This window comes from Sorangiineae bacterium MSr12523, assembly GCA_037157775.1.
Taxonomy (GTDB): Bacteria; Myxococcota_A; Polyangia; order Polyangiales; family Polyangiaceae; genus Pendulispora; species Pendulispora brunnea.
In genome coordinates this window covers 5765362-5790863 of the sequence record CP089982.1, presented here as the reverse complement: position 1 = coordinate 5790863, position 25502 = coordinate 5765362, and the positions used below count along the sequence as shown (strand labels likewise).

Below are 25502 nucleotides of genomic sequence, written 5' to 3'. Positions count from 1 at the left end.
CGACCCTGTCGTACGCGTCAGTGCGTTGGATCTTCCCCTTCCACCTCTCCCACGCCGCCCAGATGATAGGCGATGGCCAAAATCTCGAGCTCCTCCTTGCCTCGCGGGGTGCGCACGGTCACCTCGTCGCCCACGCGCTTTCCCAAGAGGGCACGCGCGAGCGGTGAAACGAAGGCGATCCGGCCCTGGGGGGCATCCGCCTCGTCGACGCCCACGATCTCGTAGCGGCGTTCGCCGTGCTCGCCCTCCACGGTGATCTCTGCGCCGAAGCGCACTTCGTCGTGTGGCTGCCCACGCGGGTCGACCGGCACCGCGCCAGCCAGCCGCTCACCGAGGTCCCGAATGCGCGCATGCACGGCGGTCAGCTCCCGGGCCCGATCGCGATGCACCTCGGCATCGAGCCCCTCGAGCCGAGCCCGCTCCGCGTCGAGTGCCCGCATCTCGGCGCGCAGTGCTGCGAGGCCGCGCGGGGTCACGTAGTTCGGTGTACCCGGGGGTAGCGGTGCCCGCGGTACGACCACCACGGGATCGTCGGAGGCATCGTCCTTGGTGAAGGCCTTGCTCATGGCGGAAGAGGCCATGGTAAACAAGTGCTAAACAAAGTGCGCGTGATGGAGTCCGTAAGCGATATCGATTGGTCCACATGGACGCCGACGGAGGTTTCGGCGCTTCTTTTCGTGATCCGAGGCGGGCAGATCCTCTTGATCCGAAAAAAGCGAGGCCTTGGCGCTGGAAAAATCAACGCCCCCGGTGGCCGGCTCGACCCGGGCGAGACGCCCCTCCAGGCAGCCTTGCGGGAGACCAAAGAGGAGGTCGGCGTGGCCGCGCTCGGTGTGCGCGAATGGGGCGAACTGCGTTTTCAGTTCACCGATGGCTACAAGCTCCTGTGCCACGTCTTCGCCGCCTATGGTTGCGAGGGTGACGCCATCGAGACCGACGAAGCGCTCCCACTTTGGACGCCGCTTCACGCGATTCCGTACGACGAAATGTGGGCAGACGATCGCCTTTGGCTGCCGCTCATGCTCGCCGGGCGCCGTTTTTCCCTGGTCTCCATTTTCGACGGCGACCGCATGGTGGACGTGAAAATCGACGCGCACGATCCAGCCGACGTCCTGTTTCGATATTTGAAAGAGCTCGGCATCGAGACGGAGACCGTCGCACACCCTCCGGTCTTCACCGTCGAAGCAGCCAAAGCGCTCCGCGTGAACCACGATGGCCTTCACGTGAAGAACCTATTTTTGCGCAATAAGAAAGGGGCCATGTGGCTGGTCTCGGTGCAGGAAGATCGCGTCGTCGACCTGCGCGGCCTCGGCGAACGCCTCGGCGCGGGAAATCTGTCGTTTTGCTCGGCGGATCGCCTGCGCAAGCACCTGGGCGTGCAGCCGGGATCGGTGACCCCGCTGGCGGTCATCCACGACCGAGACCACCAGGTGAAGGTGGCCATCGACGCATCTTTGGTTGGCAATCGGGGGCACAAAGTCCTTTGCCATCCAATGACCAACGATCGCACGACCTCCATTCGCGACGAAGACTTGATTCGGTTTCTCGTATCGACCGGTCACCAACCGGTCGTCCTGAATTTCGATCAAAGCTCGTCATGAGCGCGCGGCCGCTCGCGGCCCGTCCCGAGTAAGATATTTCATTATCGATTTGCATCGACATCCATGGCAATGGCTCGAGAAGTGAATTCACCTCTGCTAATGTGAATTTACCGCGCAGCCATTATCAACTTCCCGCTGTGCGCGAGGAGCCGCCATGCGCTTTCGAAAGAACGCCCTGTTCGTAGGGCCGGTTGCCGCCTTCATTTGCTTTGCCGCATGCTTCCACTTGCAGGGGTGCGGAAGCTCGGACTCGGAATTCAGCAATGGGGGTGACCCCAATGGCGGCGGCAACGACGGGGGCACGGGCAGCGGAGGGGGATTCGGCGACGGAGCGGGAGGCGGTGGCAGTGGCGGCTCGTGGACCGGCGCCCCGTGTGCGACGGCATCGGCGGACTCGTTCCGCACACCGATCTACATGCAAATGGTGCTCGATGGGTCGGGCAGCATGGACGGCGTCATCGTGCAGAATGGGCAGAGCGTCTATGGCAGCACCACGCGGGATACCGATGATTTGAATCCGCAGCGCCCGACCATTCCCAATGGCGGCAACAGCACGGAGCAAGCGGGGCAGGGGCCCCGTGGAGCGACGGGAAAGAAGTGGCTCGCTGCCCGGCGCGCGCTCTATTCCTTTTGGGACAAGCTCACACCGGCGTCGGGCGGCACCGCCGACAGGAGCTTCGGTGTCGGCTTCCATGTGTTCAACAGCACGACGGCCACCTCCGACGGCCAGGTCGACGTGGGCATCGGCGCCGTGACCGCCACGCAATCGAGCCGCCTCAAAGCCCGCATCGCGCCCAACCTTTCCCGCAACGGCGCCCCCGGATACCCCATTGGCGACGTGTACGGCTCCGGGGCCACTCCGTTGGTCTCGGCCATCAATGGCCAAGGCGCCATCGTGCGAGGCTTCACCGCCGACGGCAGCACCTTGGCCACCGGCGGAAAGCGCGTCCTCGTCGTCATCACCGACGGCGTCCCCACCGACTCGCAAGGCAACCCCAGCGACGCCGAAAAAGAGCGCGCAATCACGTCGGTCACCTCGTTGAAGCAGCAGTCCGTCATCACCTTCGTCATTGGCGTGGGCGATCCCTCCGCACCCACCAACGAATACGATGAAGCCTTCCTCGGTCGCCTCGCCCAGGCCGGTGGGGCCGCCCCGAATGGGTGCGATCCGAATTCCAACTGCCACTTCCAGATCACACCGGGCGACAAGACCACGGACCAACTCCGGGACGAGTTCATCGCCGCGATCGACAAGATCCGCGACACCGTCCAATCCTGCGACTTCGACCTGGTGCACCCGAACGGGGCCCCCAACATCGACCCGGCCAAGGTCAACGTCGTCTACACCGCCGGCAACGGTGCGGAGACGAACCTGAAAAAGGATCCGCAGAACGGCTGGATCTACGACAACGACTCCAACCCGAAGAAAGTGCTCCTCAAGGGCTCGTCCTGCAGCACCTTGAAGAGCGACCCCGGAGGCAAGATCCGGATCGTCGTCGGCTGCGCGACGGACGTTAAGGTGAATTGAATAACCTGAACGTAATACCAGTATTGTTTGGTTATACAATTTTATCACTTTGCTGTAGCGTCGAGTCCGAATGGATGCGAGAGTGCGCTAACGATGGGTAGGTTCGTCTCTGGCGCATTTTTCGTCGAGGTCCCTGCGTCGACGTTGCCATGCGTGGGCGATGCGCCTGTTCCTATTTGCCGAGCATCCTGTCGTGTGTTTGCCGCGCGTCTGTGGCAAAGTCGGATGCCTCGGCGGTGACATAAGAGCTCCCCGCATCCCGCGCGGGGGCTCTGGCGTGATTCGTTGATGCCGAACGGACACCGTAGGGCCTTGCTTTTCCAGCAGGGCTATCCATGGTGTCTTGATGCGAATGCTTGGGGTCGTCGCCGGCCGTGCGGCATTCGTATGCGCGTTCGTTTCGATAGGCACTTGCGTATGAACTTGGATTCCTTGGTCTTGGGACTTCGCTTTCGTGGAATGAGGCCCGGCTAGTCCAAATTGCAAAACTGCAAACTGCCAAATTTGGCCTGGTTTTGAATCGCTCGGACGCTCCGGGCGGAGGTTCTTCGAGGTTACGAAATGAAGCAGCAGACGCTGACCCTCGTCGCGAAAGTGCGCGACGGGGCCAAGCTGCGGGCACTCTTGGGGGAAATTGCCCGCACGCGGGTTCTCGTTGGAATCAAAGAGCAGCCCGCGTTCTTTGCCGACCCGAAGTTGGGTATCCATTTTGCTCGGTTGGTGCACATCCCGTCCGAGGGGCGCTTCGACGCGTGGTTGGCACTCGAGTCGAACTTCGATTCCGATTCGCCCGACCCAGACCGAGCACGCGAGCTGCATATCGACGATCTGGTTCGCAGCCAGCCAGACGTCATGCGCGCCCTGTTTTCGTGCTGCGAAGGCTTTCCCAAGGACGCATCGCTCGGCGCGATCGGGGCCTACTGCAAGCGCCACTTGGTTGCCGCCACGGTGACCTACGAGGGCCACGCCTCGCGGTCGCTGGACCGGATCCGCCTCGAACAGCACGTGCGCGAGGTGGTGCTCGACTTCGTTGGCACGAGGCAACCCAAACCGCCGCTGGAGCTCTTTGGGGAAATCCGCGACCACGTGCGCGCGCAGACCCGCAAGGATCCGCGCCTGAAGGAGCTGGACCTCGACGTGGCGCCTCCGGCGTCACCCGACCCGCGGGTGCGCAGCGACAAGCTGGGGGCGGGGCTTTTTCCCTGGGTCGAGCAGGGCATCCCTACGGCGGCCAAGATGCTCCCGAGCATCCCCAGCATCGTGAAATGGAACAGTGAGGACGACGGCTACGATCCCAGCGACGAGCAGCAAGCCTGGACGAGCGTGGACCGGGAGAGCTTCAACGACCTCGCGGCCACCGAGGACTATGGCCTGCAGAATGCTCTGACCCACGTGGTGCCGCTCAAGGCGGGGGTCGACCGCGAGGCCGTCCTGCGCCAAGCGCACGCCTACATCGATCGCATGTCGCACGAGCACTTCGCCGACATCGGCTGCCTGGGCGGCATTCCCACCATCCACTTTGCCAAGTGGCTCTTGATCGACGGCGGCAAGCGCCTCCTCTTCTTCAGCAACTACGACCATAGCTGGGAGAGCTACCTCGGTGACTTCATCGACGCGGCGGCCCTCGGCTTGAACCTGGCCTGGTCGTGCACCGAAAAATACCCGAAGACCACCTGGCTCTTCACCGGCGGCGCGAAAGACGAGGAGGCCTTCAAGGCTTGGGGTCGCAAATACCAGCGCCCCACGCAGGTCTTTTACAGCGCGTATCCGGATTTGAGCATCTCGACCATCAACAACAATACGTGGATCCGTTACGGTCTCCACTACGAACCGGGCACCATCGATCTCGAAACCTGGTTCCGGAGGCTCACGTGACGGAGCAGCCCCATTCTCGGTCGTACACACTGCAGCTCGACGAGATTCAGGGGCTCATCGTGAGCGGCTACGGAGACCGCCCGGCAGCGTCGTACGCGCTGTTCGAGGTGACCGATGTCGCCCGCGCCCGAAAGTGGATTGCGCGCATCCTGCCCAGTATTCAATTTGGCGGATACCGACGCACGCCACGGCATATGCCCCCGCTGCTGGCGGATATCTGCATCAACCTGGCATTCACCTACGAAGGCTTCGAGGCCCTGCAGCTGGACCAGATGGCCTTGCGCGGATTCAGCCTGCCGTTTCAAGAAGGCTTTTCCGATCCGCACCGTGCCCGCCGTCTTGGCGACGATGGTCCGAGCGCGCCAGAGAATTGGACCTGGGGCGGGCCGAACAACCCCGACGTGCACGGCATGCTGGCTGTCTTTGCCGGCCAAATGGACGCGAACCCCGGGGATATCGAGCTCCCCGGCCAGGTGATCGCCTCGCAAATCCGCGAGGAAAATGGGCTTCGCTTGGTGAAAGTGCTCCAGACGTGGCCGACGAACCGTGCGCTTCGCAAAGAGCATTTCGGCTTTCGGGATGGCATTTCCAACCCGCGGCTCGCAGGCTTGGCGCGTCAGGGGGCGCGGGACGTCATCGCCAACGGCGAAGTCGTACTGGGATATCCCAACGGCTACGGCAAAATGCCGCTCTCGCCCGAGCTGCCCATCCATATCGATCGCCGCGGCGATCTCCTTCAACCGGGCGACGACCATCTGGCGCCGCGCCGCGATTTCGGTCGAAACGGAACGTATCTCGTTTTCTGGCAGCTCGCGCAAGACGTCAAAGCGTTCTGGAATTACATCTTTCGCACGGCCGAAAAATTGGCTTGGCTGCCATCTGGAAGGGAAGGGGCCATGTGGCTCGCGGCCAAGCTAATGGGCCGTTGGCCCAACGGCAGCCCGATGACCGCGTATCCAGATCGAAGCGGAAGCATCCGGCACCAAGATGACAATGACTTTCGATTTGGCTCCATGGGCGATGCCTTCGGTGAAAAGTGTCCCATCGGGTCCCACATCCGTCGGACCAATCCACGCGACACGGCGCTGCCGGTCCCGCACGATCCCGAGTTGAGCGGCGACCCCAAGGATCCGACGGTGCAACAGGAGCGCATCGATCGTGCAAACTTGCATCGCATCCTTCGCCGCGGGCGACCTTATGGGTCTCCGCTGGACGTGAGTTTCGATCCGGAGGCGATGCTCGCGGCATCGGAGGCCTTGGCCGCCGAGGAGCGCGGGATGCATTTCCTTTGCCTCAATGCGAATCTGTCGCGGCAATTCGAGTTCATTCGCTCGAACTGGATGGTCAATCCCACCTTCGCGGGCTTGAGTCGCGATCCGGATCCGCTGCTGGGGCCGCAACGAGCGTGCCCTTTTCCCGCTTCGGACTTTACCCTACAAGGGTATCCGCCGAGGCAGCTTCGCAACCTGCCGAGGGTCGTCGAGACGCGTGGAGGCGCATACTTTTTCCTTCCGAGTCGCAGCGCTCTCCAGCATCTCGGCCGCGACCTCTGATAGCCTGCGAAGACTCATTCGAACATGTCCAACTTGGGTGGCGCGGCCTATGGATTTCGCGGGACGAAACGCTTCGTCCTCGAAGGTCACCTCGGTGAGGGGGGCATGGGCGTCGTCCATCGCGCGCGCGATCTCGAGCGCGGCGAGGTGGTCGCGCTCAAGTTGATGACGCGGGTAGACCCGTCGGCCTTGCTGCGCTTCAAACGCGAGTTCCGTGCCCTGGCCGATATCGTCCACGCCAACGTGGTGCAGCTCTACGAGCTGTTCTCCGAGGGCGATTCCTGGTTTTTCACCATGGAGTTGCTCGACGGCTTGGACTTCGTCTCCGCCATGCACTCGAGTGGCCCTCCGCCGACGAGTGTGGAGCGGACCGTCACGAACCGGTTCATCGAGGACGGCGGACCGACGCTCGTGGCGCCGCTCCAATTCTACGAGGCCATTCAAGCCGGGCACGATCGCGCCCAGATCCTGCGCGCCGCCGGTGGGCATCAACCCTTTGCCGTGCGCGACGTGGACCGTCTGCGGGATGGGTTGCGCCAGCTCGCCGACGGCATCAATGCCATTCACGCGGCGGGCAAGTTGCATCGCGACGTCAAGCCCTCCAACGTGCTCGTCACCCGCGCGGGCCGGGTGGTGCTGCTCGACTTCGGCGTGGTTGCCGACAGCACGCCGGATCGACGCGCCTCGGAGTACGACGCCTTGGTGGGCACGCCCGCGTACATGGCGCCCGAGCAGGCGGCCTTCAAACGCGCCACCACCGCCTCCGACTGGTATGCCATCGGCGTCATTCTCTACGAGGTGCTGACCCGCACCCTGCCATTCGGCGGCAATTTGAGCGAAATGCTCATGCGCAAGCAGAAGGCCATGCCGCCGCCGCCTTCGGAGCTGGTGAGCGGCATCCCATCGGATCTCGAGCGCCTGTGCATGGACTTGCTCCGCACCGATCCGAAGGAGCGCCCGAGCGGCGAAGAAGTGCTGCGCCGCCTCGAGGGCGAGCCATCGCTCAGCGTCACCTCGTCGGTGGAGATCCCGTTCGTGGGCCGCAGCACGCAACTTGCCGTCCTCGACGAGGCGTTTCAACTGAGCATGCGCGGCAAGTCCGTGGTGCTCCGCATCTTCGGGCGCTCGGGCATGGGCAAGAGCGCGCTCGTGTCGCGCTTCTTGGGCAGCCTCGCGGCGCGCTCCGACGTGCTGGTGCTTTCCGGCCGCTGCTACGAGCGCGAGGCGGTGCCGTTCAAGGCCGTCGATCAAGTGGTGGACGAGCTCAGTCGATGGCTTTTGCGCTGCCCCGACGAGGAAGTCTGGGGATTCGTCCCGCAGGGCATCCATCAGCTGGTGCGGCTCTTTCCCGTGCTGCGCGATGCGCGCATGGTCGACAGCAGCCTCGAAGGACCGCGATCCATGGCCGCGCCGCCGGTGGCCCCGCTCGATCGCGACGAGGCCGAGGTGGCCGATCCTCAGGAAGTGCGGCGCCGGGCCTTCGTCGCCTTGAAGGAGCTTCTTGCTGCGATCAGCATGCGCTACCCGCTGCTGATCCACATCGACGACATGCAGTGGGGCGACGTCGACAGCGTGCAGCTGCTCGAGTCGCTGTTGGCGCCGCCCGCGCTGTCGTCGGTGCTTCTCGTGTGCAGCTACCGAACCGAGCTCGAAGAGACGAGCGCCGCGCTGCAGGCCCTGCATGACGTCGAGGAGCGCCTCGAGCCCGTGTGCCTGTTCCGGCGGGTGGAGGTGGGGGAGCTTTCGCCGCCCGAGACGATGGAGCTCGCGCGCGCGTTGCTCCGGCACCCGGGCGATACGATTGCGCGGGCTGTCGTTTCGGAGGCGCACGGCAGTCCATTCTTCGTGGCCGAGCTCGCGCGATGGGCCAACGAGCGACCGAGCCTCGCGCGCAGCGAAGGGGTCATCTCGCTGGAGGAGGTGATCCTCGCGCGGGTGGCGGAGCTGCCCGAGGATGCACGCGCGCTGCTCGAGGTGCTGAGCGTGGCCGCGGGCCCGCTCGAGCATCGCGTGGCGGAGAGCGCGACCGGCAGCGTGGGCTCGTACTTCGCGGCGCTCTTGCAGCTTCGCAGCGCGCGGCTGATTCACACGCGCGGCCTTTCGGCGCGCGACTCGGCGGAGACGACGCACGATCGGATCCGCGAGACCATGGCGGGCAGCCTCTCGGAGGAACGAAGGCAGCAGTGCCATCTTGGTCTGGCGCGGGCCCTCGCCGCGAGCGAGAACGCGGATCCCGAGGCGGTGTTCCAACACTTTTTCGCAGGCGGCGATCGGGATAGCGCGAAAAAGTACGCGGTGCGTGCCGCGGAAGCGGCCAACGAGGCCCTGGCCTTTTTGCGCGCCGCGCGGTTGTACGAGGCGGCCATCGAGCTGGGCGCAGGCGCCGCGCGCGATCTCTATCGCGAATTGGGCGATGCGCTGGCGAGTGCCGGGCGCGGCGCAAAAGCCGCCGATGCGTACCTGGCCGCAGCCGCCGATGCGGGGCCCGAGGAGGCCATCGAGCTGCGGCGCATGGCCGCGGAATACCTGCTCAAGGGCGGTCGCGAGCGCGAGGGGCTGCGTGTGCTGCACACGGTGCTCGAGGCGGTGGGCGTGAGCTACCCGATGTCGACGGAGGCGGCGCTGGCGTCCTTCGTCTACAACGACGCGCGGCTGCGGCTGTCATGGGCGGTGCGCCGTCCCACGTCCACGCGCTCTCCGTCCCGCGCCGAGCTCTCGCGCGCCGACGCGGCGTTTTCCGCGGCCACCGGGCTCGCGTTGACCGACGTGCTGCGCGGCGCGGATTTCGGCACACGCGCGCTTCTTCTGGCGATGGAGGCGGGCGATCCACTGCGATTGTGCCGCGCGCTCGCCGTGGCCGCGAGCAACGTCGCCAGCGCCGGGGAGCCTGGCCGCCAGCGCGCCGAAGAGATGGTGCGCACGGCCGAACAAATCGCCGACCACACCGGAGATCCGCATAGTGTCGCCCTTTCGCAGCTGGCGGCGGCGTTCGTGCATTTCTTCCTGGGCGAGTGGCGCAGCGCCCGCAAAAAGCTGGAACGCGCCGATGGCATCTTCCGCGCGCGGTGCCGCTTTGCCGCGTGGGAGCTGGCCAACACGCAAGCGTGGACGTGCAACGTGCTCATTCTGAGCGGCGAGCTGCGCGAGGCAGGGGAGCGCATCCCGTCCATCGTGGAGGAAGCGCGCGCCCGCGAAGATCGCTTTGCGCTGATGCACTCGATTTATCCGAATTGCATTGCGCACATCGTGGGGGACGACGTCGACGCAGCTTGGAGGGTCACGCAGGGCATCGCCAGCGGTTACTCGAACACGGGGCATTCGAATACGGGCCCGGGCAATGGCGATATCTTCACCAGCGCCCATTGGGGCGCGATGATTGCCGCATGCTCCGTACAACGCTATCGGGGCGACGGGGTCGCCGCATGGTGGCGCTCGGAGCGGGACATGCCTGCGCTCGAGAAAACGCATCTCTTGCGCGCGGCCATGGTTCGCACCTTCACCTTGTACGAGCAGGCGCTCACCGCGGCCTCGGCGGTGACGTGCGAGAAGCTCGCGGTGCATCGCTCGCGTTTCATCGACGAACGGCAGCTGCTGGCCGTGATCGACCGTGCCGCCAAACGCCTTCTGCGCGAGAAGCTCCGTTATGCGCCGGCCATGGGCTACATGCTGCGCGCCACCGCCACGGCCGCCCGCGGCGACCGCGAAGGGACGCGCGCCGCACTGGAGATTGCGGTTCCCATGCTCGACGGCGCCGATTTGGGCTATCTCGCCGCGTGCGCACGCCACCGTCTGGGCGCTTTGCTGGGCGGCGCCACCGGCGCCGAATTGATGGAACGCGCGCTCGACTTTTTCACGGCCCAAGGCGTACGCAACGTGGAGCGATGCCTGGCCATGAGCGCGCCCGGTTTCGAAGAGATCCTCGCGCGATGACACCGCTGCAGACGCACGTGAGCTTCTTCGACCCCGAGGGCACGGGCGTGATCACCTTGGGCCAGACGTTCCGCGGCCTTTCGCGGATTGGCGTGTCCTGGGCATTGGCGCTCGTCTTGACGCCGATCATCAATGGCTTTCTCGGATATCTCACCACGGGAAAACCCGGTTTCAAGGTGCACATCGACCGCATTGCCCAGGGCAAACACCCCTTCGATACGGGGGGCTTCGACGACGCGGGCAACTTCGACCGTGCGGCCTTCGACGCGCTCTTTTCCGGCATCTCCGGGGATGTGCTCACTGTCGTCGAAATGCGCAAGGTCATCGCGTCGCGCGGAAATCGCCGCCCTCAAATGGGTCCACTGGCCGCGTCCCTCGGCAACTGGTTCTCCGACAAGGAGGTGCGCCTGTTGTTCTGCGTCGCCTCCGACACTTCGAAGCTGGAAAACGGCGTCAAAGTCCCCGCCATGCGCAAACGCACCGTGCAGCGTTTCTTCGAGGGCACCCTCCTGCACGACGTTGCCCGCGCCCGAGTGTGGCGACGTCACTGAAGCGGCACGTTCATCAACGCCCGCGCCAGCCCTTCGTACACGCTCCGCCGCGGATCATCCGGCCGAAACACGAGCCGAAAATGGTCGTGCAGCGGCGTAACCGACTTGAAGATCTCTTGCAGCGTCCCATTCTCGAGCTCGCGCCGAATGATGTACTCCGGCAACACCGCCACGCCGGCGCCTTCGATCACGCGAACGGCAATGGCATGCACGCTTCCCAAACAGGTAATCTGCCGAAACTGCAGCCGATCGCCGCCACCGGCCGCATCCCGCCAATAGCGAAACAGCGGCAGATCCGATGCATAATCGACGAGCACGTGTTCGCGCGCATGCTCCGGTCGCGTGAGCGGCTTTTTGCGCAATAGCGTTCGTGCACCGCAAAAGACGTAGTTCTCGCGATGCAATTGCAGGGAATCCAACTTGGCATCCCCGAGCCGGCTCGAGGTGATTGCGCAATCCACCTCCAGGGTGCGGACACGAAAGAGAAGGTCGGGCCCTGAGCCGAAATAGAGATGAATGTGCATCCACGGCATCAGGGCGGCGAGGGGATCGAGCTGGGGCAGAATCCAGCTCATACCGAGCTCCCAGCGCGTGCCCAAGGTGAGATCCATGGGCGTAGGCCCGGTCTCACCGCGTGCAGCGCGCAGGCAGTCGCCGGCCGCCGCAAGGCATTTTTCCGCATGCGGCACGAGCGCCATGCCCGCATCGGTCAAGGCCACGGACCGCGTCGTACGCCGAAAAAGCTCGGTACCCAGCTCCGTTTCGAGCTGGCGAATGCGCTGTCCGAATGCCGCCGGCGTAATGCCCAAAGGCCGCGCCGCCTTGCGAAAGTTGAGCAACCGCGCGGCCGACAGAAAGCACCTCAAGTTATCCAACGACGGAAGCACCGCCGGGGATATAGCCTATATGGCTACACTTGCCTATTCATCGTCCGGATATAGTAGATAAATACAATGCGGTAGGGCGATTTCTAGGTGTCATCTCTTCCGTTTTGGCCCATCATGGCGCTTCCACATCGGCTCAGGAGGAGAATCGAGCATGAAGCGGCGACACGCCCAGTTTCCGGCGCCCACTTTGCCTGCACTCATTGTTTCTGCAGGGGTACTCGTCGCGTGCAGCTCCGGCCCTGCGCAGCAGGACACTCGAACGGCAAGTCGCTCGGGAATTTGGCTCGATTCGATGACCATTCCCACCGATTCTTCAAGTTCGTCCTCAGAATTATTTGGGAGCCGATTGGCCGGTAGCGATACGTCGTCACCATATCAATTGGTCAAATTTCCGGGGCCCGTTTCGCGTGAAGATATCGCGCGGCTACGCAGGCAAGTCGACCGCATTTACACGTATCTTCCACACGATACGTTTCTCGTGCGGGCCCGTTCGCCCGTCACGTCGTTCTGGAGTGCCGCGTACCAGCCGGAGCACAAAATCCCCCGCGCCCTTCAGGACCGATTGGCGATTTCCGCGGGAACCGAGCAGCTCCTCGTCCAAGTTTTCCCGGACGCCGACTTGGATGCCATTGCATCCCAGTTGCAACGAGCAGGCGCCACGATCCTGGGGCGCCATCAGGGCGACCGCTTCTCCCGGGTGCGTCTGCGCGCTCCTCTATCGCAGGTCTCCGCCTTGGCGGCCGTCCCCGAGGTCTTCTGGATCGAGCCTGAAACGCGCCGCGTCCTCTACAACGACACTACGGTGTGGGTCGGCCAATCGGGCCTATCCGGCGGCCAGACGACACCCATCTTCAACAAGGGTATCCATGGCGAAGGCCAGACCGTCGCCGTTTTGGACACGGGCATCGATCCCGACGCGTGCTACTTCCGCGATACGGCGCTGAATCGCCTACCACCCGCCAATGCCTGCAACGGTGGTACCTCCGTCGATGCTGCACAACGGAAGATCCTCGCCGTGGACTTCCTCGCCACGGCAGAGTGCAACGGCGGCATCTCCAGCACCGAATGGGATACCCACGGCCATGGCACGCACGTGGCCGGCACCATCGCGGGCGACAACTTCGCCCATCTCGTTGCGCGCGATTCCGGTGACGGAATGGCGCCGGGCGCGAAGCTCGTCGTGCAAGACGGCGGCTACGGTGGCGACGATTGCGCGGACCTGCCGGGCATCGGCTGCCCGGTGGTCGATTTGAATCCCATTTTCCAGCAGGCGTACGACCAAGGCGCGCGGCTGCACTCCAATTCGTGGGGCGACCAGGAGAACGCCTCCGTGCAGAACAACTACACGGCGGGCTCGCAAGACGTCGACGAGTTCATGTGGAATCACAAGGACTTCCTGGTACTGTTCGCCGCCGGGAACTCCGGCCCCGGCAACGGCTCCGTGGGCAGCCCGTCCACCGCCAAGAGTGGCATCTCGGTGGGCGCGACCGAGCGTGGCACGGGTGCAAACTCCATGGCCAGCTTCTCGAGCTGCGGCCCCACCGACGACAACCGGATCAAGCCCGACATCACCGTCCCCGGGGCGGACATCGTCTCCGCGCGCAACGACAGCAACACGGCCTCGAACAACTGCAACACCACCTCGATGAGCGGCACCAGCATGGCCACCCCCGGCGCCGCCGGCTTCGGAGCCCTGGTTCGCCAGTATTATACCGATGGCTTCTACCCCAGTGGCGCCGCCAACGCGGCGGATCGCCGCACGCCATCGGCCGCCTTGATCAAGGCCACCATGATCAACTCGGCCGCGTCGATGGCCAATGCGGGCTCGGTGCCGGGCAATTGCCAAGGGTGGGGCCGCGTTCTGCTGGACGACGCTCTCTATTTCACGGGGCAAGCCCGCCGGTTGTTTGCCGCCGACGACACAGGCTTCCCGCAGGGTGGTTCGGGGCAGGCGAAGACATTTTCACTCGATGTGGATTCTAGCGCTTCGCTCAAGGTGACGTTGACGTGGACCGACTATCCGTCGACACCGGCGGCCAATCCGCATCTGAATAACGATCTGGATCTCGAGGTCAAAGGCCCGGGAGGCACCTATCTTGGCAATGTGCTCACCAACGGTGGGTCCACCACCGGCGGCACGGCCGATCGCCGCAACACGGTCGAGCAGGTGATTCTCGCCAGCCCACCTTCGGGCACGTACACCATCACGGTGCGAGGCTTCAATCTGCCGAGTGGCGATCAGCCCTTTGCCTTGGTGGCCAGCTACGCGGCCGGCTCCACGCCCACCGACGCGGGCGCCCCACCCGCAGACGCTGGAAATATCGCTGATTCCGCGCCACCCACCGACGGCGCCCCCGCGGGCGGCGATCCCCCCGACTCAGCCAGTGAGCCCGCGCCAGACTCGGGCCCGCCCGCCAACGTCGGTGCCGATGCTGGAAAGGCCGATGCCGGATCCCCCAACGCGATCGACAACGACGGTGTCGCGAGCAGCGATGGTTGCAGCGTCTCCGGCCTCGCGCCGCACTCCTCCTACGGCCTCGCACTCCCCATGACGGCATTGGCCCTTCTTGCAGTGCGTCGTCGCCGCCGATTGCCAAATATCGGATAACATTGTTGACCTCGGGTCAGCGACGTCTATCCTCGGTGCATGCGAAGCCATCCGCTCTTCTCTGCGGCCATGTTCGTCCCCTGTTTGGCATTGGCCACCCTGGTCACCTCGTCGGCCAACTGCGGCGGCGACGACACGGGGGGCATCCCGCCCGGGCCCGATTCGGGCAAAGATAGCTCGGGCGGCAACGTATCCGGAGACAGCGGCGGGGGCAGGGGAGACTCGGGCAACGGCGGCAACGACAGCGGGACCGCGGATGGTGGCGATTCCGGTTTGACCTGCGCGCCGTTCGACGTCGGTGCTCCTGTGAGCAATGCCCCCGCGAACGCGTGGACGTGGGTTCCCGTTGCAGGGGCCAAGTGCCGCGACGGCTCCGACACGGGCTTCGCCATCCGCACGAAGCCCGACTCGAAGAAGCTCATGATCTACCTCCAGGGCGGCGGGGCCTGTTTCAATGCCGCGACGTGCGCCGCCAATCCTCAGAACTTCGACTTTGCCTCTTGGAACGGTACGCAGAGCAGCGGCGGCATCCTGAGCGACTCGAACGCCGCCAATCCCGTCAAGGATTGGAACGCCGTGTTCTTCCCGTATTGCTCCGGCGACATTTTCGGCGGCAGCGTGGAGAGCGGCGACGTTCCCTCCGGGCCCCAGGACCAACGCTTCACGGGCGTGGCCAACGTGCTCGCTTATTTGAAGCGCATCGTTCCGACATTTCCCAATGTCGACCAGGTCCTTCTCACCGGAAGCAGCGCCGGCGGCTTCGGTGCGTCCATCAGCTACGAGCGCGTCGCCAAGGCATTCTGCCCGCGCCCCGTCGTCATGATCGACGACGCCGGGCCGGTGATGTCCGACACGTACCTGCCGCCTTGTTTGCAGCAGCGTTTCCGCAATGTCTGGAACCTCAACGCCGGTCTTCCCGCCGATTGCACGGCCTGCAACCTCGCCGACGGCGGCAGCGCGGGGGGCCTGGTCAACGCCGTTCCCTTCATCATCAACAAGTACCCGCAAGGCCGCTTCGGGCTGCTCTCGGCCGATCAGGATTCCACGATTCGGCTCTTCATGTCGTTTGGTAACAACAATTGCCAAAACATCAACGGCTTCCCCGGCACATACCCCGGCGACCAATACTCCAAGGGCCTCGCCGAGCTGCGCGACAATTACCTAAAGCCCACGGGCCGCGCGAGCACGTACTACGTCCCCGGCGAACGCCACACGTTCCTCTACGGCGACGAGTTCTACTCCACCAAGGTCGGCGACGTTGCCCTCACCGACTGGGTCGCCGGTATCCTCAACGGCGCTGCACCTACGCACGTGGGTCCGTAGTGCGGCGGTAGGCCGCGGGCGTCATTCCGGTCCAACGCCGGAACGCCCGCGTGAAGTTCGCCACGTCGGAATAGCCCAGTTGCTCGGCCACGTGCTCGATCGACGAGTCCGAGGCTCGTAGCAAGAGCAGCGCTTTGTCGCGTTGCTGTTCCTCGAGCAGCGACGAATACGCCACGCCCTGCGCTGCCAATTTTCGCTTCAAGGTGCGGGGCGAAAAACGCAGCTCCGATGCGATCTCCTCCAGCGAGCGAAACCCGCCCTCCTTCTTCGGAATGAGATTTCGCACCCGCGCCTCGATCCGGCCATCGGTGCCCAAGGCATCCAGCGCGCGTTCCAATTGTTCGCGTGCCAGCTTCAACGCGGCGGGATCGGCCATGGTCAGCGGTAGATCCAAAACGGCGGCATCGAAGAGCAATTGATTCGATGGTTGGTCGAATCGAACCAACGACATGAGATGCGGCGCTTTTATCAAATAATCCGGTTTTGCAAATGCAAAGTCCGCACTGCCACTCAACTCGCGCCCCGTGAGGGCATTGGCGACTTGCCAGAGGCCCACCAGAATGAAAATCAGAATCGCATCGCGCGCTTTTCCCAAGTCCGTGCGCTCGTCCACGATGAGCGAGGCCACCCCACCGTCCACGCAGAGGCGCAGCGAGAGCGCGGTCGTGCGCGTGGGGGCGAATTGCACGGCAAGCTCGATGGCGTCGCGCAAGGTCGAAGCGCTCATGGCCGCGAAGCCGAGAAAGCCGTGGGCCGAAATGCGCATTTCCAAACCGAGGAAGAAGCCGATGGCTGGCTCGCCGGTGAGGGCGCGGGCGCGCTCGACCAAGGTCTCCATCATGGCGATGGAGAGGCGAGCGTCGGGTTCGGAGAGAAAGTCCGTGTCGAGGTCGAGTCCGGAAAGGAGCTCCTCCGGGGTGACGTGCCACCGCTTCACGAGTTGGGCGAGGTGCAGGGCGTGGACGGCTGGAAAACTATGCTTTTCGCGTGGTTCCCACATGGAGGTTGGCCCGAACTGACAAAACTCTGGCACCACGGAACCTACCGCCCCGCGTCAATCGGCGCCACCTTTAGAGCATGACCCCGTCGGTGGAGGTAGCGATGGAAGTGCGGAACCGAGCGCAGACTGAGAAGTCGATGGCAGATGAGGCCTATGACGGCCGCAAGGCCGGAATGAACTTGCGGTTCGACTTTTCCGAGGACGACGTGCCCCGACACTGGCTCGGCGGCCGCAAGTCGGTCACGAACTTCTTCGACGGCCTGTCGATCTTCTTCCCCCTTGGAGAGCGCTTCTTCATCAAAGCCGTTCGCGCGCACCATCACCTCATTAAAGATGACCGCCTGCGAAAGGAGGTGCGCGCCTTCTGCGGGCAAGAGGGCATCCACAGCCGCGAGCACGAAGGCTACAACGATATGCTCGAGCGCCAGGGCTACCCGGCGCGCGCGCTGGAAAAGCGCGTGGAGCAACTTCTCGACCGCGTTTCCGCGCGTGCACCGAAAAGGGCGCAGCTCGCGATCACCTGTGCGCTCGAGCATTTCACGGCCCTGATGGCCCACGCCGCGCTCGACAATGGCATTTTCGACGAAGGACATCCGACGATGGCCGCGCTTTGGAAATGGCACGCCGTCGAGGAAAACGAGCACAAGAGCGTTGCCTTCGACGTGTACCTCGCGGCCGGAGGAGATTACCGCGAGCGCGCCGTGGTCATGCTCTTCGCCACCGCCATCTTTTGGGCCAAAGTCTTCGAGCACCAGGTCGCCTTCATGAGGCGCGACGGTATCTTGTATTCGCCGGCGGAATGGGCGCGCCTCGGCTGGCACCTCTTTGGGAAGCCGGGTTGGCTGCGGCAGATCATTCCACTCTATTTTCAATATTATCGCCCATCGTTTCACCCGCGCGATCTGGACTGCAACTCGGCCATCGCGCGCTGGAAGCGCGAATTCGAATCGTCACCGGCTTATCGAAAGGCGGCCTAGTCATCATGAGCGCTACAATCACGGAGTTCCCGCAGACGTTCGAACCTCGCAATCTGAAATTCGGCGTCGACGATGGCGTACCCAAGTATTGGGTCGATGGTCGCAAATCGGTGACCACCTTTTTCAACAACTTGTCGATCTTCTTTCCCGCCGGAGAGCGCTTCTTCATCGCCTCGGTGCGCGCGCATCAGAGCCACGTGAAGGGTGCCCGCTTGCACAAAGAGGTGCGTGCGTTTTGCGCCCAAGAGGGGATCCATAGCCGCGAGCACGATCGCTACAACGAGATGCTCGAGCGCCAGGGCTATCCGGTGGCGGAGCTGGAGCAGCGCGTGGAAAAGCTGCTCGACCGCGTTACCAAGCGCCTACCGAAGCGCATGCAGCTCGCCGCCACCGCCGCGCTGGAGCACTTCACGGCCCTGATGGCCCACGCGCTGCTCGAAGAGGCGGAAAAGAAGAAGAACATCTTCGACGGTGCCCATCCCACCATGGCCGCGCTCTGGAAGTGGCACGCGGCCGAGGAGAACGAGCACAAATGCGTCGCCTACGACGTCTACCTCGCGGCCGGCGGCTATTACGGTGAGCGCGTGGCCGTGATGCTCTTCGCCAGCATCGTTTTCTGGACCAGGGTCTTCGAGCACCAGGCCCACATGATGAAGTCCGACGACACGCTGTATTCGGTCCGCGAATGGGCCAAGCTCGGCTGGGCCCTCTTCGGCAACCCGGGCACCCTGCGCAAGATCCTGCCGCTGTACTTCCTCTATTACAAACCCTCGTTCCACCCGCGCGATCTCGACTGTTCGGCCGCGATCGAGCGGTGGAAGCGCGAGTTCGAGAGCTCCTCCGTCTACCAGGCCGCGTAGGCCTCGTTGGACGGGCGAGAGGCTACTTCTTGCAGCTGTAGCCGTCGGCGCAGGCGTGGGACGCGTCGCAAGCTTCGCCGGTCTTGCCCCCGCCAATCGGGAAGTCAGGACGGCCGCCGGGGTTGTTCCCACCGCCCGCACCTGGTTCGCCGGATCCACCCCCGCCACCGGCGCCGGATCCGCCACCGGAACCACCGCTTCCGCCTCCGGATCCGCCGGTTCCTCCGCTCGAGCCTCCGCAGGGCGGTGCGCTGGTGCAGTCAACGCGCGCATCGGCCGAGGACAGAACGACGTCGACCCCGCCTTGCACCGTCGGCAGGGCGGTGATGTGGATCGCGCGCACGCGCATGCCGTCGTCCCACTTGATTTGCTCGTTGAGGACGATGCGCAAAAGCCCGCGGACCTCGAAGACCTGATTGGGTTCGTTGGTCACGTCGACCTTGAGCCCGGCAACTTTGAGGTTGGTCACCAGCCCGCTGCCCGACGACTCGACCCCGGCACCTGCGCACTTCGCGGTGGCGCTGGCCTGGGCGACGTCGGCCGAGATGCCGATGCCCAGCACCGTCGCATTCAGCTTGGTCACGTTGGCGTCGGCCGTGGTCGTGCCGTTTTCGCCCTCGATGTTCGCCGTAGCCACGTCGGCCGACAGCAAGTCGGGCACCGACACGGAGAGGACCTTTGCGCCGAGCGATCCGCCCTCGCCGGGCAACTCGCCCGTGTCGATGAGCGACGTCGAAACGGAGTCGAGCACGGTAGCCTGCACCACGCGTGCGCGTCCTGCGTACGGAGCCGCGGTGCACGCGGGCTCGATCGAGCCGCTCTTCACCACCGCCAGCGGCGTGCAGACACCGACCTCCCCCGGGCCGGCGTTGATGTTCGGATCGTCCTGATCGTCCGCTCCGTTCCCTGTTGTCGATCCGCCCGAGCCGCATGCTGCGGCGAAGAGCGCCGTCAATGCTAGTCCGGCCAAAGTTGGCAACGTGGCGGACATTGCGACCCTACGAATCTTGGTACCCATGATGGCTCTCGAACCCCCTGTCATCGTGCAATGCAGGGACCGGGCTCACGACGGTGCCATCGTCTGACGTGGATATTTCCGGCCGAAGTGATAGTCGCCCTCGCTGGAAACGTCGCCTTCGAGTCGCAGCATCTGCGGCTTCCCGTCAGCAACGTTCCGGATAGCGCGGCCGATGTTTTTCCTATCATGCGACCCATCCTCCGGAAGAACTGGAAGGGCCTTTCCTCGCTCATGGCTCTGCTGTTGGCCCTCGGAATCACGAGCCAACTCGGTGCGTGCAGCGGCGACGAGGATCCACCGTCCACGGCTCAACCACCGCCCACCGGCACAAGCGACGCGGGTGACGCAGGGGACGCGGGCGAACCGATATTGACCTACAGGACCTCCTGGCTCGGCGAATGGCTTTTGCCCGACGATGCCAAGGCCCGCGACCCGTCAAAGCCGCTCGATCTCGCCACCCGAGAGAGCGACGGTATGGAAAAGCAGAAGCGACGCTGGATTCAACCGCGTCTAGACGCCATCTGGGTCAATCCGTCCGGCAGGATTTACGCCAACACGCTGCATCCGGTCGAATCCTCGCGCACCCTCGGCGTTTACGATTACAGCGACACGCCCATCGGCACGGACAAAGGATCCATTCGACCCGTTGCCAGCGCGCTGGAAGCCTATGCACAGGGCGGCGACGGACGAGCGATTACGGGCGACGAAAAGTACCTGTACGCGGACGCCATGTTCAAAGACGGTGATTGGCCCGACGGCGGGCCGAAGCTGCGTCGTGTTCTCGTCCGATTCAATCCGACCGACCTCGAACCGCTTTACGATTGGATCCGGATGTCGCCCTTCCCGGGCGGCGATTCCGTGCGCTCGTCGCTCACGGCCGGGCGGAACTTGGGCGCCACTCCGGCGGGGCTGGCCGTCGGCTACCCCGCAGGTGCGAACCCGCCGCATTTCGTTTTCGTGAGCCTGCCGGACAAGAAGGAGATTCGAGTTTACGAACGCGAGGGCATGACCCAAGTGGCCAGCAATGCGGTCACCAATCCCGGCGCATTGGCCTTTCGGGCCTCGACGAACAGCTTGTTCGCCATCGAAGACGGCGGGGGCAAACGCGTCGTCCAAGAATGGAAAATCGGCACTTCGGGCACGTTATCACCCGGCGACACCATTACGGACTTGGTAGATCCCGTGGCCATCGCCGTCAGCCAGGACAAGATTTACATTGCCGACAACGCCGCGGCGATTCAGCAAATTCGCATCTACCAACGCAACGGCCAAAACAAGTATGCCGAGGCCGGCCGGCTCGGGCAGCCGGGTGGAGTGGCCGCCGCGAAAGGGCAATACGCCGACGACCGTTTCGACAACCTGACGGGGGTGGGCGCCGACGACGAGGGCAATGTCTACGTTGCAAGCAACGGCTACACGCGAAGCGTGGGGGGAACCACGGACCTACGCCGATTCTCGCCGCAGAAGCAACTGCAGGCCAAAGCCGTCAAATACAACTACCAGGATATCGTGGTGGCGGATCCTCTCGATGCTACCAAGGTTTATTCGGCAACACGGAAGTACACGCTCGACTATTCGCAGCAGGGGCCGGGGACGGAATGGTCTCCCAACCGCACCTCCGTGACCGTGGACCGCAAAGGATGCCCGCATGACGCGCGGAATCCGCATCCGACAACGGGCAATTTCCATCAGTCCCAAGCCGTGGCGCTCCGCCACCTGAAAGATGACCGCGGGGTCGCGCAAGGGAAGTATCTCTACGTGCAAAACTGGGGCTCGGCAGCCAATGCCTTGGGAATCTATCGGTTCGATGACGATGACGCGATCGCGCGTCCATCCGTCGTATTCTCCGAGGGCGCCACGGAATTGCCGAATGAGCCGCAGGCCTCAGGCAAGCGTCGGCAATGGGTGGATCAGAATGCCAACTGCACGATCGATCCCGGCGAGCTCGAAGACGTGATGACACCTTACATTGCGCTTGCACATGATATCGACGAAGCGGGGGGCATCTGGAGCGCCAATACCACTCACGTTCTGCATTACCCCATCAAACGGTTCGAGGGGTACAATCCCATTTACCTCGAAAGCTGTGCGGGTGATGCGGGTTCCACGGCGTGCGCCACCGTGCCGGAGCAGTTTCCGTTGAATTCCAACTTGCGAATGAAAACGATCGCGAGGATCAAATACATCGCCGCGACCGACACGCTTTACGTGCTTGGCGGCAATCCGATCGACGGGAGCGTGTCATCGACGTGGTCGCTGGCTCGGTACGATAGCTTCACGCATACGCCAGGCGGCATAAAGAAGTGGAACAAGGAAATTCGGCCCCTCTACGTGCCCTGCCTCAGCAACGATCGCAAAATCGACTTTTGCACCCCCGAGGCCATGGCCGTCGTCGGCCACCGCGTTTACGTCGCCGATCAAGGCAATGACCTTTTTCAGCCGGGTCGTGTGCGCACGTTCGATACGGAATCGGGTGATCCCGCGGGATCCCTGTACGCGGGACCGGAGGTGGCGCAGGTCGCGGGGTATGTCGATGGGTTTGCAGGCATGACCGCCCTGCAACTCCCCACGGGAGAACATGTCATTTTCCGTGAGGAGATGTTCCTCGGCCGCATCTTGATGTACCGCTACACGCCGTCGAATTAGTGCCACGGGCGGACACTCGGCCTCAGGGGTGAAGGGGGGTATTGCGGCATTCGCGAATCGCGAATCCATGGTCCCCCCTCCGGCCTTGCCGGCCCGCTTTGGGGCGGGCCGCAGCGCGAAATGGGCCTCTAGGGCGTGAAAACGACGGAGCCGGTGGTCTGGCGCGCTTCCAGGGCGCGGTGGGCCTCGGCGGCGTCTTTCAAGGCGAACTTGCGCGGAGGGGCGATTTTCACCGTGCCTTTTTGCAGCTTCTCGAAGAGGTGGGCGGCGCTTTCTTCGAGCTCGGGGCGCGTGGGGATGTACGCGAAGAGCGAGGGGCGCGTGACGAAGAGGGAGCGCGCTCCGCCCAGGGACGCGAGCTCGATGGGCGCCGGGCTGCCCGAGGATTGGCCGAAGGCGACCAGCCAGCCGCGCGAAACGAGGGAGTCGAGGGAGCCCGGGACCGTGTCCTTGCCCACCGAGTCGTAGGCCACGTCGACCCCGCGGCCCGCGGTGATCTCTTTCACGCGTGCAACGAAATTTTCCTCGCCGGTCACGATGACGTGGTCGGCGCCCGCCGCCTTGGGAAGGGCGGCCTTCTCGCGCGAGCCGACCGTCGCAATCACCGTGGCGCCGAGCGACTTTGCCCACGGCACGAGGATGCTGCCCACGCCACCCGCCGCCGCATGGAGCAACACCGTGTGGCCCGCACGAAGCGGGAACACGCGCCGGACCAACACATCGACCGTGAGGCCCTTGAGGAACACCGCGGCGGCGGTCGCATCGTCGATGTCCGCGGGCAGTTTCACCAGGCGGTCGGCTGGCGCGAGGCGCTGTTCCGAATAGGCGCCCATGAGACCGGTATAAACCACGCGATCGCCCTTTGCGAGACCCGTCACTCCGGATCCCAGCTCCTCGACCACGCCGGCGGCTTCCTGCCCGAGGCCCGTCGGCAGCGGCACCTTGTAGAGCCCAATGCGGTGGTAAACATCGATGAAGTTGAGTCCGATGGCCGTGTGCCGAATCCGCACTTGGCCGGGCCCGGGAGCGGGCACATTGGCTTCTTCCCAGCGCAGTTTCTCAGGGCCGCCGGTTTCATGGATGACGATCGCATGGGGCATGGTGGGGCTCTCCTTGGGTCTGCGAATATGCGGTGTTGCGTCGCGTCGGACAAGATAGGTCCCTGTTGGGTACCACTCACGGAGCTGCTAAGACTCGGTACCATGCGAACCGAGTGGATAGCCAAGCGCCGCGGAGACTCGACCCCCACGCAGATGTATTACGCTCGTAAGGGCGTCATCACGGAGGAGATGACGTACGTCGCGCAGCGCGAGAAAGTCGAACCCGAGCTGGTACGGAGCGAATTGGCGCGCGGCCGGCTGATCATCCCGGCGAACATCAACCATCCGAACCTCGAGCCGATGGGCATCGGCATCGCGTTGAGCTGCAAGGTCAACGCGAACATCGGTTCCAGCGCCGTGGTGAGCAACGTCGACAAAGAGCTGAGCAAGCTCTCTGTCTGCCTGAAACACGGCGCCGATACGGTGATGGACCTCTCCACCGGCGGCGACATCGACGGCATTCGCCGCGCCATCATCGGCGCCTCGCCCGTGCCCATCGGCACGGTGCCCATCTACCAGGCGCTCCAAATCTCCAAAGACGTGAAGCGCCTCACCGCCGACGACATGATCTCGATGCTCGAGGTCCAGGCGCAGCAGGGCGTCGACTACTTCACCATCCACGCGGGCGTGCTCGCGCAGTACCTCGAGTTGGTGCGCAACCGCATCACCGGCATCGTCTCGCGCGGTGGATCCATCATGGCGCAGTGGATGCTCGAGCACCACAAGCAGAATCCCTTCTACACGCACTGGGACAAGGTCCTGGAGATCTGCCGCAAGTACGACGTCACCATCAGCGCCGGCGACGGCCTGCGCCCCGGTTGCTTGGCCGACGCCAGCGACGCCGCGCAGTTCGCCGAGCTGAAGACGCTCGGGGAGCTCACCCAGCGCGCCTGGGAGAAGGACGTGCAGGTCATGATCGAGGGCCCGGGCCACGTGCCCTTCGATCAGATCGAGATGAACGTCAAAAAGGAGATGGAGCTTTGCCACGAGGCTCCGTTCTACGTGCTCGGGCCGCTCGTCACGGACATCGCGCCGGGCTACGACCACATCACGAGCTGCATCGGCGCCACCATGGCCGGCACCGCCGGCGCGGCGATGCTCTGCTATGTCACCCCGAAAGAGCACCTCGGTCTGCCCGACGAGGAGGACGTGAAGCAGGGCCTCATCGCCTACAAGATTGCCGCCCACGCGGCCGACATCGCGCGCCACCGTCCGGGTGCACGCGATCGCGACGACGCGCTCTCGCGCGCCCGTTACGCCTTCGATTGGAAGGAGCAGTTCCGCCTCTCCATCGATCCCGAGCACGCGCAGGCGCTCCACGACGAGACCTTGCCGGACGAGTACTTCAAGAGCGCCGAGTTCTGCTCGATGTGCGGGCCGAAGTTCTGCTCGATGCACATCAACCGCGCCGTCGAGGAGTTCAACAAGCGCCTCGACGAGGACCGCAAGGCGGGGCGCCGCACGTTGGAGCTGTTCACGGCGTGAAGCGGCTGTTCCTTCTGGTCGCGCTCGTCTTTTCGGCGACGGCGTGCGGGCGAGGACGAACCTCGACGGCGGGAACGCCTTCCTCGAGCACCCCAGGCGCGGTCGATGGAGCCGCGCCCGCGCCGCCGGGCGCCTCGTCCGAGCAGCTCGATGCTCAGTGGGCGCGGGCGAGGGAAGGGGAGGCCGACGAGCTCGCGCGCCTCGCCCGCAAAGAGGGGGCACTCGGCCTGGTGGAGCGCGGCTCGGCGAATGCCGAGTGGCGTGAGACCGCCCTGCGCGCCCTGGCGTACGCCGATGGATGGGCTGGGCTTCCGTGGCTCGCGGACGTGGGCGCCGGCACCAACGAGAAGGAGGCGGCGCTCGCGCTCGAGTCGGCGAGCGCCCTGGCCGCGCGCCCGCGTCGCGCGGTCGATCCGGAGGATGCCCTGGAGCTGCGCGCGGGCTGCGACAAGCTGTCCGCACTGGCGGCGCAAGGGCAAAGGCCGAAAGCCGTCACGCAGGCGGCCGTCCGCACCTTGCGCATGCTCGCGGATTACGGCTGCCCGCCGCCTCCGCCCTGA

18 protein-coding genes are annotated in these 25502 nt (G+C 64.4%); 13 read left to right on the top strand and 5 right to left on the bottom strand.

Annotated elements, in window-relative coordinates; translation table 11 throughout:
* Positions 1-17: 17 nt before the first annotated feature.
* Complete coding sequence (locus tag LZC95_22205; GenBank protein ID WXA99518.1) at positions 18-581, bottom strand: GreA/GreB family elongation factor; 564 nt, start codon at positions 579-581, stop codon at positions 18-20.
* Positions 582-611: 30 nt separating this feature from the next.
* Between LZC95_22205 and LZC95_22200 the strand changes: the two genes are divergently transcribed.
* From LZC95_22200 to LZC95_22175, 6 genes are all read left to right on the top strand, one after another.
* Positions 612-1601 carry an NUDIX domain-containing protein gene (locus tag LZC95_22200; GenBank protein ID WXB00209.1) on the top strand — a complete coding sequence of 330 codons (990 nt, stop codon included), beginning with the start codon at positions 612-614 and terminating at the stop codon, positions 1599-1601.
* Positions 1602-1755: 154 nt separating this feature from the next.
* A complete protein-coding gene (locus tag LZC95_22195) occupies positions 1756-3129 on the top strand; it encodes a VWA domain-containing protein (protein ID WXA99517.1) in 1374 nt (457 codons plus the stop codon).
* Positions 3130-3690: 561 nt separating this feature from the next.
* Positions 3691-5004, top strand: coding sequence for a hypothetical protein (locus LZC95_22190; GenBank protein ID WXA99516.1), 1314 nt, complete (start codon positions 3691-3693; stop codon positions 5002-5004).
* Complete coding sequence (locus LZC95_22185; GenBank protein ID WXA99515.1) at positions 5001-6557, top strand: hypothetical protein; 1557 nt, start codon at positions 5001-5003, stop codon at positions 6555-6557. Before LZC95_22190 ends, LZC95_22185 begins: the two co-directional genes overlap by 4 nt.
* A gap of 24 nt (positions 6558-6581) precedes the next feature.
* A complete protein-coding gene (locus LZC95_22180) occupies positions 6582-10487 on the top strand; it encodes a protein kinase (GenBank protein ID WXA99514.1) in 3906 nt (1301 codons plus the stop codon).
* Positions 10484-11038, top strand: coding sequence for a caleosin family protein (locus LZC95_22175; protein WXA99513.1), 555 nt, complete (start codon positions 10484-10486; stop codon positions 11036-11038). The genes LZC95_22180 and LZC95_22175 overlap by 4 nt, the downstream gene beginning before the upstream one ends.
* Here LZC95_22175 and LZC95_22170 read toward each other — a convergent pair.
* Positions 11032-11925, bottom strand: a complete 894-nt coding sequence (locus LZC95_22170; GenBank protein ID WXA99512.1) for a LysR family transcriptional regulator — start codon at positions 11923-11925, stop codon at positions 11032-11034. The genes LZC95_22175 and LZC95_22170 overlap by 7 nt on opposite strands.
* A gap of 478 nt (positions 11926-12403) precedes the next feature.
* On the opposite strand from LZC95_22170, the gene LZC95_22165 reads away from it, so the two are divergent.
* The gene (locus LZC95_22165; protein ID WXA99511.1) at positions 12404-14533 is read left to right on the top strand and encodes a S8 family serine peptidase; all 2130 of its coding nucleotides are present in this window, start codon (positions 12404-12406) and stop codon (positions 14531-14533) included.
* Positions 14534-14572: 39 nt separating this feature from the next.
* Positions 14573-15856: a pectinacetylesterase family protein gene (locus LZC95_22160; protein ID WXA99510.1), complete on the top strand. Its 1284-nt coding sequence runs from the start codon at positions 14573-14575 to the stop codon at positions 15854-15856.
* On the opposite strand, the gene LZC95_22155 is transcribed toward LZC95_22160, so the two are convergent.
* The gene (locus LZC95_22155; GenBank protein ID WXA99509.1) at positions 15837-16793 is read right to left on the bottom strand and encodes an AraC family transcriptional regulator; all 957 of its coding nucleotides are present in this window, start codon (positions 16791-16793) and stop codon (positions 15837-15839) included. The genes LZC95_22160 and LZC95_22155 overlap by 20 nt on opposite strands.
* A 200-nt stretch (positions 16794-16993) precedes the next feature.
* On the opposite strand from LZC95_22155, the gene LZC95_22150 reads away from it, so the two are divergent.
* Complete coding sequence (locus LZC95_22150) at positions 16994-17833, top strand: metal-dependent hydrolase (GenBank protein ID WXA99508.1); 840 nt, start codon at positions 16994-16996, stop codon at positions 17831-17833.
* A 5-nt stretch (positions 17834-17838) separates the two neighbouring features.
* The gene (locus tag LZC95_22145) at positions 17839-18693 is read left to right on the top strand and encodes a metal-dependent hydrolase (protein WXA99507.1); all 855 of its coding nucleotides are present in this window, start codon (positions 17839-17841) and stop codon (positions 18691-18693) included.
* A gap of 22 nt (positions 18694-18715) precedes the next feature.
* On the opposite strand, the gene LZC95_22140 is transcribed toward LZC95_22145, so the two are convergent.
* The gene (locus LZC95_22140; GenBank protein WXA99506.1) at positions 18716-19711 is read right to left on the bottom strand and encodes a hypothetical protein; all 996 of its coding nucleotides are present in this window, start codon (positions 19709-19711) and stop codon (positions 18716-18718) included.
* Positions 19712-19897: 186 nt separating this feature from the next.
* Here LZC95_22140 and LZC95_22135 point away from each other — a divergent pair, with 186 nt between their 5' ends.
* Positions 19898-22357 (top strand): hypothetical protein, encoded by a 2460-nt coding sequence (locus LZC95_22135; GenBank protein ID WXA99505.1) that lies wholly within the window; start codon positions 19898-19900, stop codon positions 22355-22357.
* 128 nt (positions 22358-22485) lie between these two features.
* Here the strand turns inward: LZC95_22135 and LZC95_22130 are convergent, their stop codons facing one another.
* On the bottom strand, positions 22486-23457 hold the full coding sequence (locus LZC95_22130; protein ID WXA99504.1) for a quinone oxidoreductase: 972 nt from the start codon (positions 23455-23457) through the stop codon (positions 22486-22488).
* A 102-nt stretch (positions 23458-23559) separates the two neighbouring features.
* On the opposite strand from LZC95_22130, the gene thiC reads away from it, so the two are divergent.
* Together thiC and LZC95_22120 are read left to right on the top strand one after the other, a co-directional pair.
* The gene (gene thiC, locus LZC95_22125) at positions 23560-24942 is read left to right on the top strand and encodes a phosphomethylpyrimidine synthase ThiC (GenBank protein ID WXA99503.1); all 1383 of its coding nucleotides are present in this window, start codon (positions 23560-23562) and stop codon (positions 24940-24942) included.
* Complete coding sequence (locus LZC95_22120; protein WXA99502.1) at positions 24939-25502, top strand: hypothetical protein; 564 nt, start codon at positions 24939-24941, stop codon at positions 25500-25502. Before thiC ends, LZC95_22120 begins: the two co-directional genes overlap by 4 nt.

Excerpts from the sequence above, each read along its gene's own strand:
- LZC95_22135 (WXA99505.1), top strand. The coding sequence starts at position 19,898 with ATGCGACCCATCCTCCGGAAGAACTGGAAGGGCCTTTCCTCGCTCATG.
- LZC95_22145 (WXA99507.1), top strand. The coding sequence starts at position 17,839 with ATGAGCGCTACAATCACGGAGTTCCCGCAGACGTTCGAACCTCGCAAT.
- LZC95_22160 (WXA99510.1), top strand. The coding sequence starts at position 14,573 with ATGCGAAGCCATCCGCTCTTCTCTGCGGCCATGTTCGTCCCCTGTTTG.
- LZC95_22200 (WXB00209.1), top strand. The coding sequence starts at position 612 with ATGGAGTCCGTAAGCGATATCGATTGGTCCACATGGACGCCGACGGAG.
- LZC95_22205 (WXA99518.1), bottom strand. The coding sequence starts at position 581 with ATGGCCTCTTCCGCCATGAGCAAGGCCTTCACCAAGGACGATGCCTCC.
- LZC95_22180 (WXA99514.1), top strand. The coding sequence starts at position 6,582 with ATGTCCAACTTGGGTGGCGCGGCCTATGGATTTCGCGGGACGAAACGC.
- thiC (WXA99503.1), top strand. The coding sequence starts at position 23,560 with ATGCGAACCGAGTGGATAGCCAAGCGCCGCGGAGACTCGACCCCCACG.
- LZC95_22130 (WXA99504.1), bottom strand. The coding sequence starts at position 23,457 with ATGCCCCATGCGATCGTCATCCATGAAACCGGCGGCCCTGAGAAACTG.
- LZC95_22140 (WXA99506.1), bottom strand. The coding sequence starts at position 19,711 with ATGGGTACCAAGATTCGTAGGGTCGCAATGTCCGCCACGTTGCCAACT.
- LZC95_22190 (WXA99516.1), top strand. The coding sequence starts at position 3,691 with ATGAAGCAGCAGACGCTGACCCTCGTCGCGAAAGTGCGCGACGGGGCC.
- LZC95_22150 (WXA99508.1), top strand. The coding sequence starts at position 16,994 with ATGGCAGATGAGGCCTATGACGGCCGCAAGGCCGGAATGAACTTGCGG.
- LZC95_22175 (WXA99513.1), top strand. The coding sequence starts at position 10,484 with ATGACACCGCTGCAGACGCACGTGAGCTTCTTCGACCCCGAGGGCACG.
- LZC95_22195 (WXA99517.1), top strand. The coding sequence starts at position 1,756 with ATGCGCTTTCGAAAGAACGCCCTGTTCGTAGGGCCGGTTGCCGCCTTC.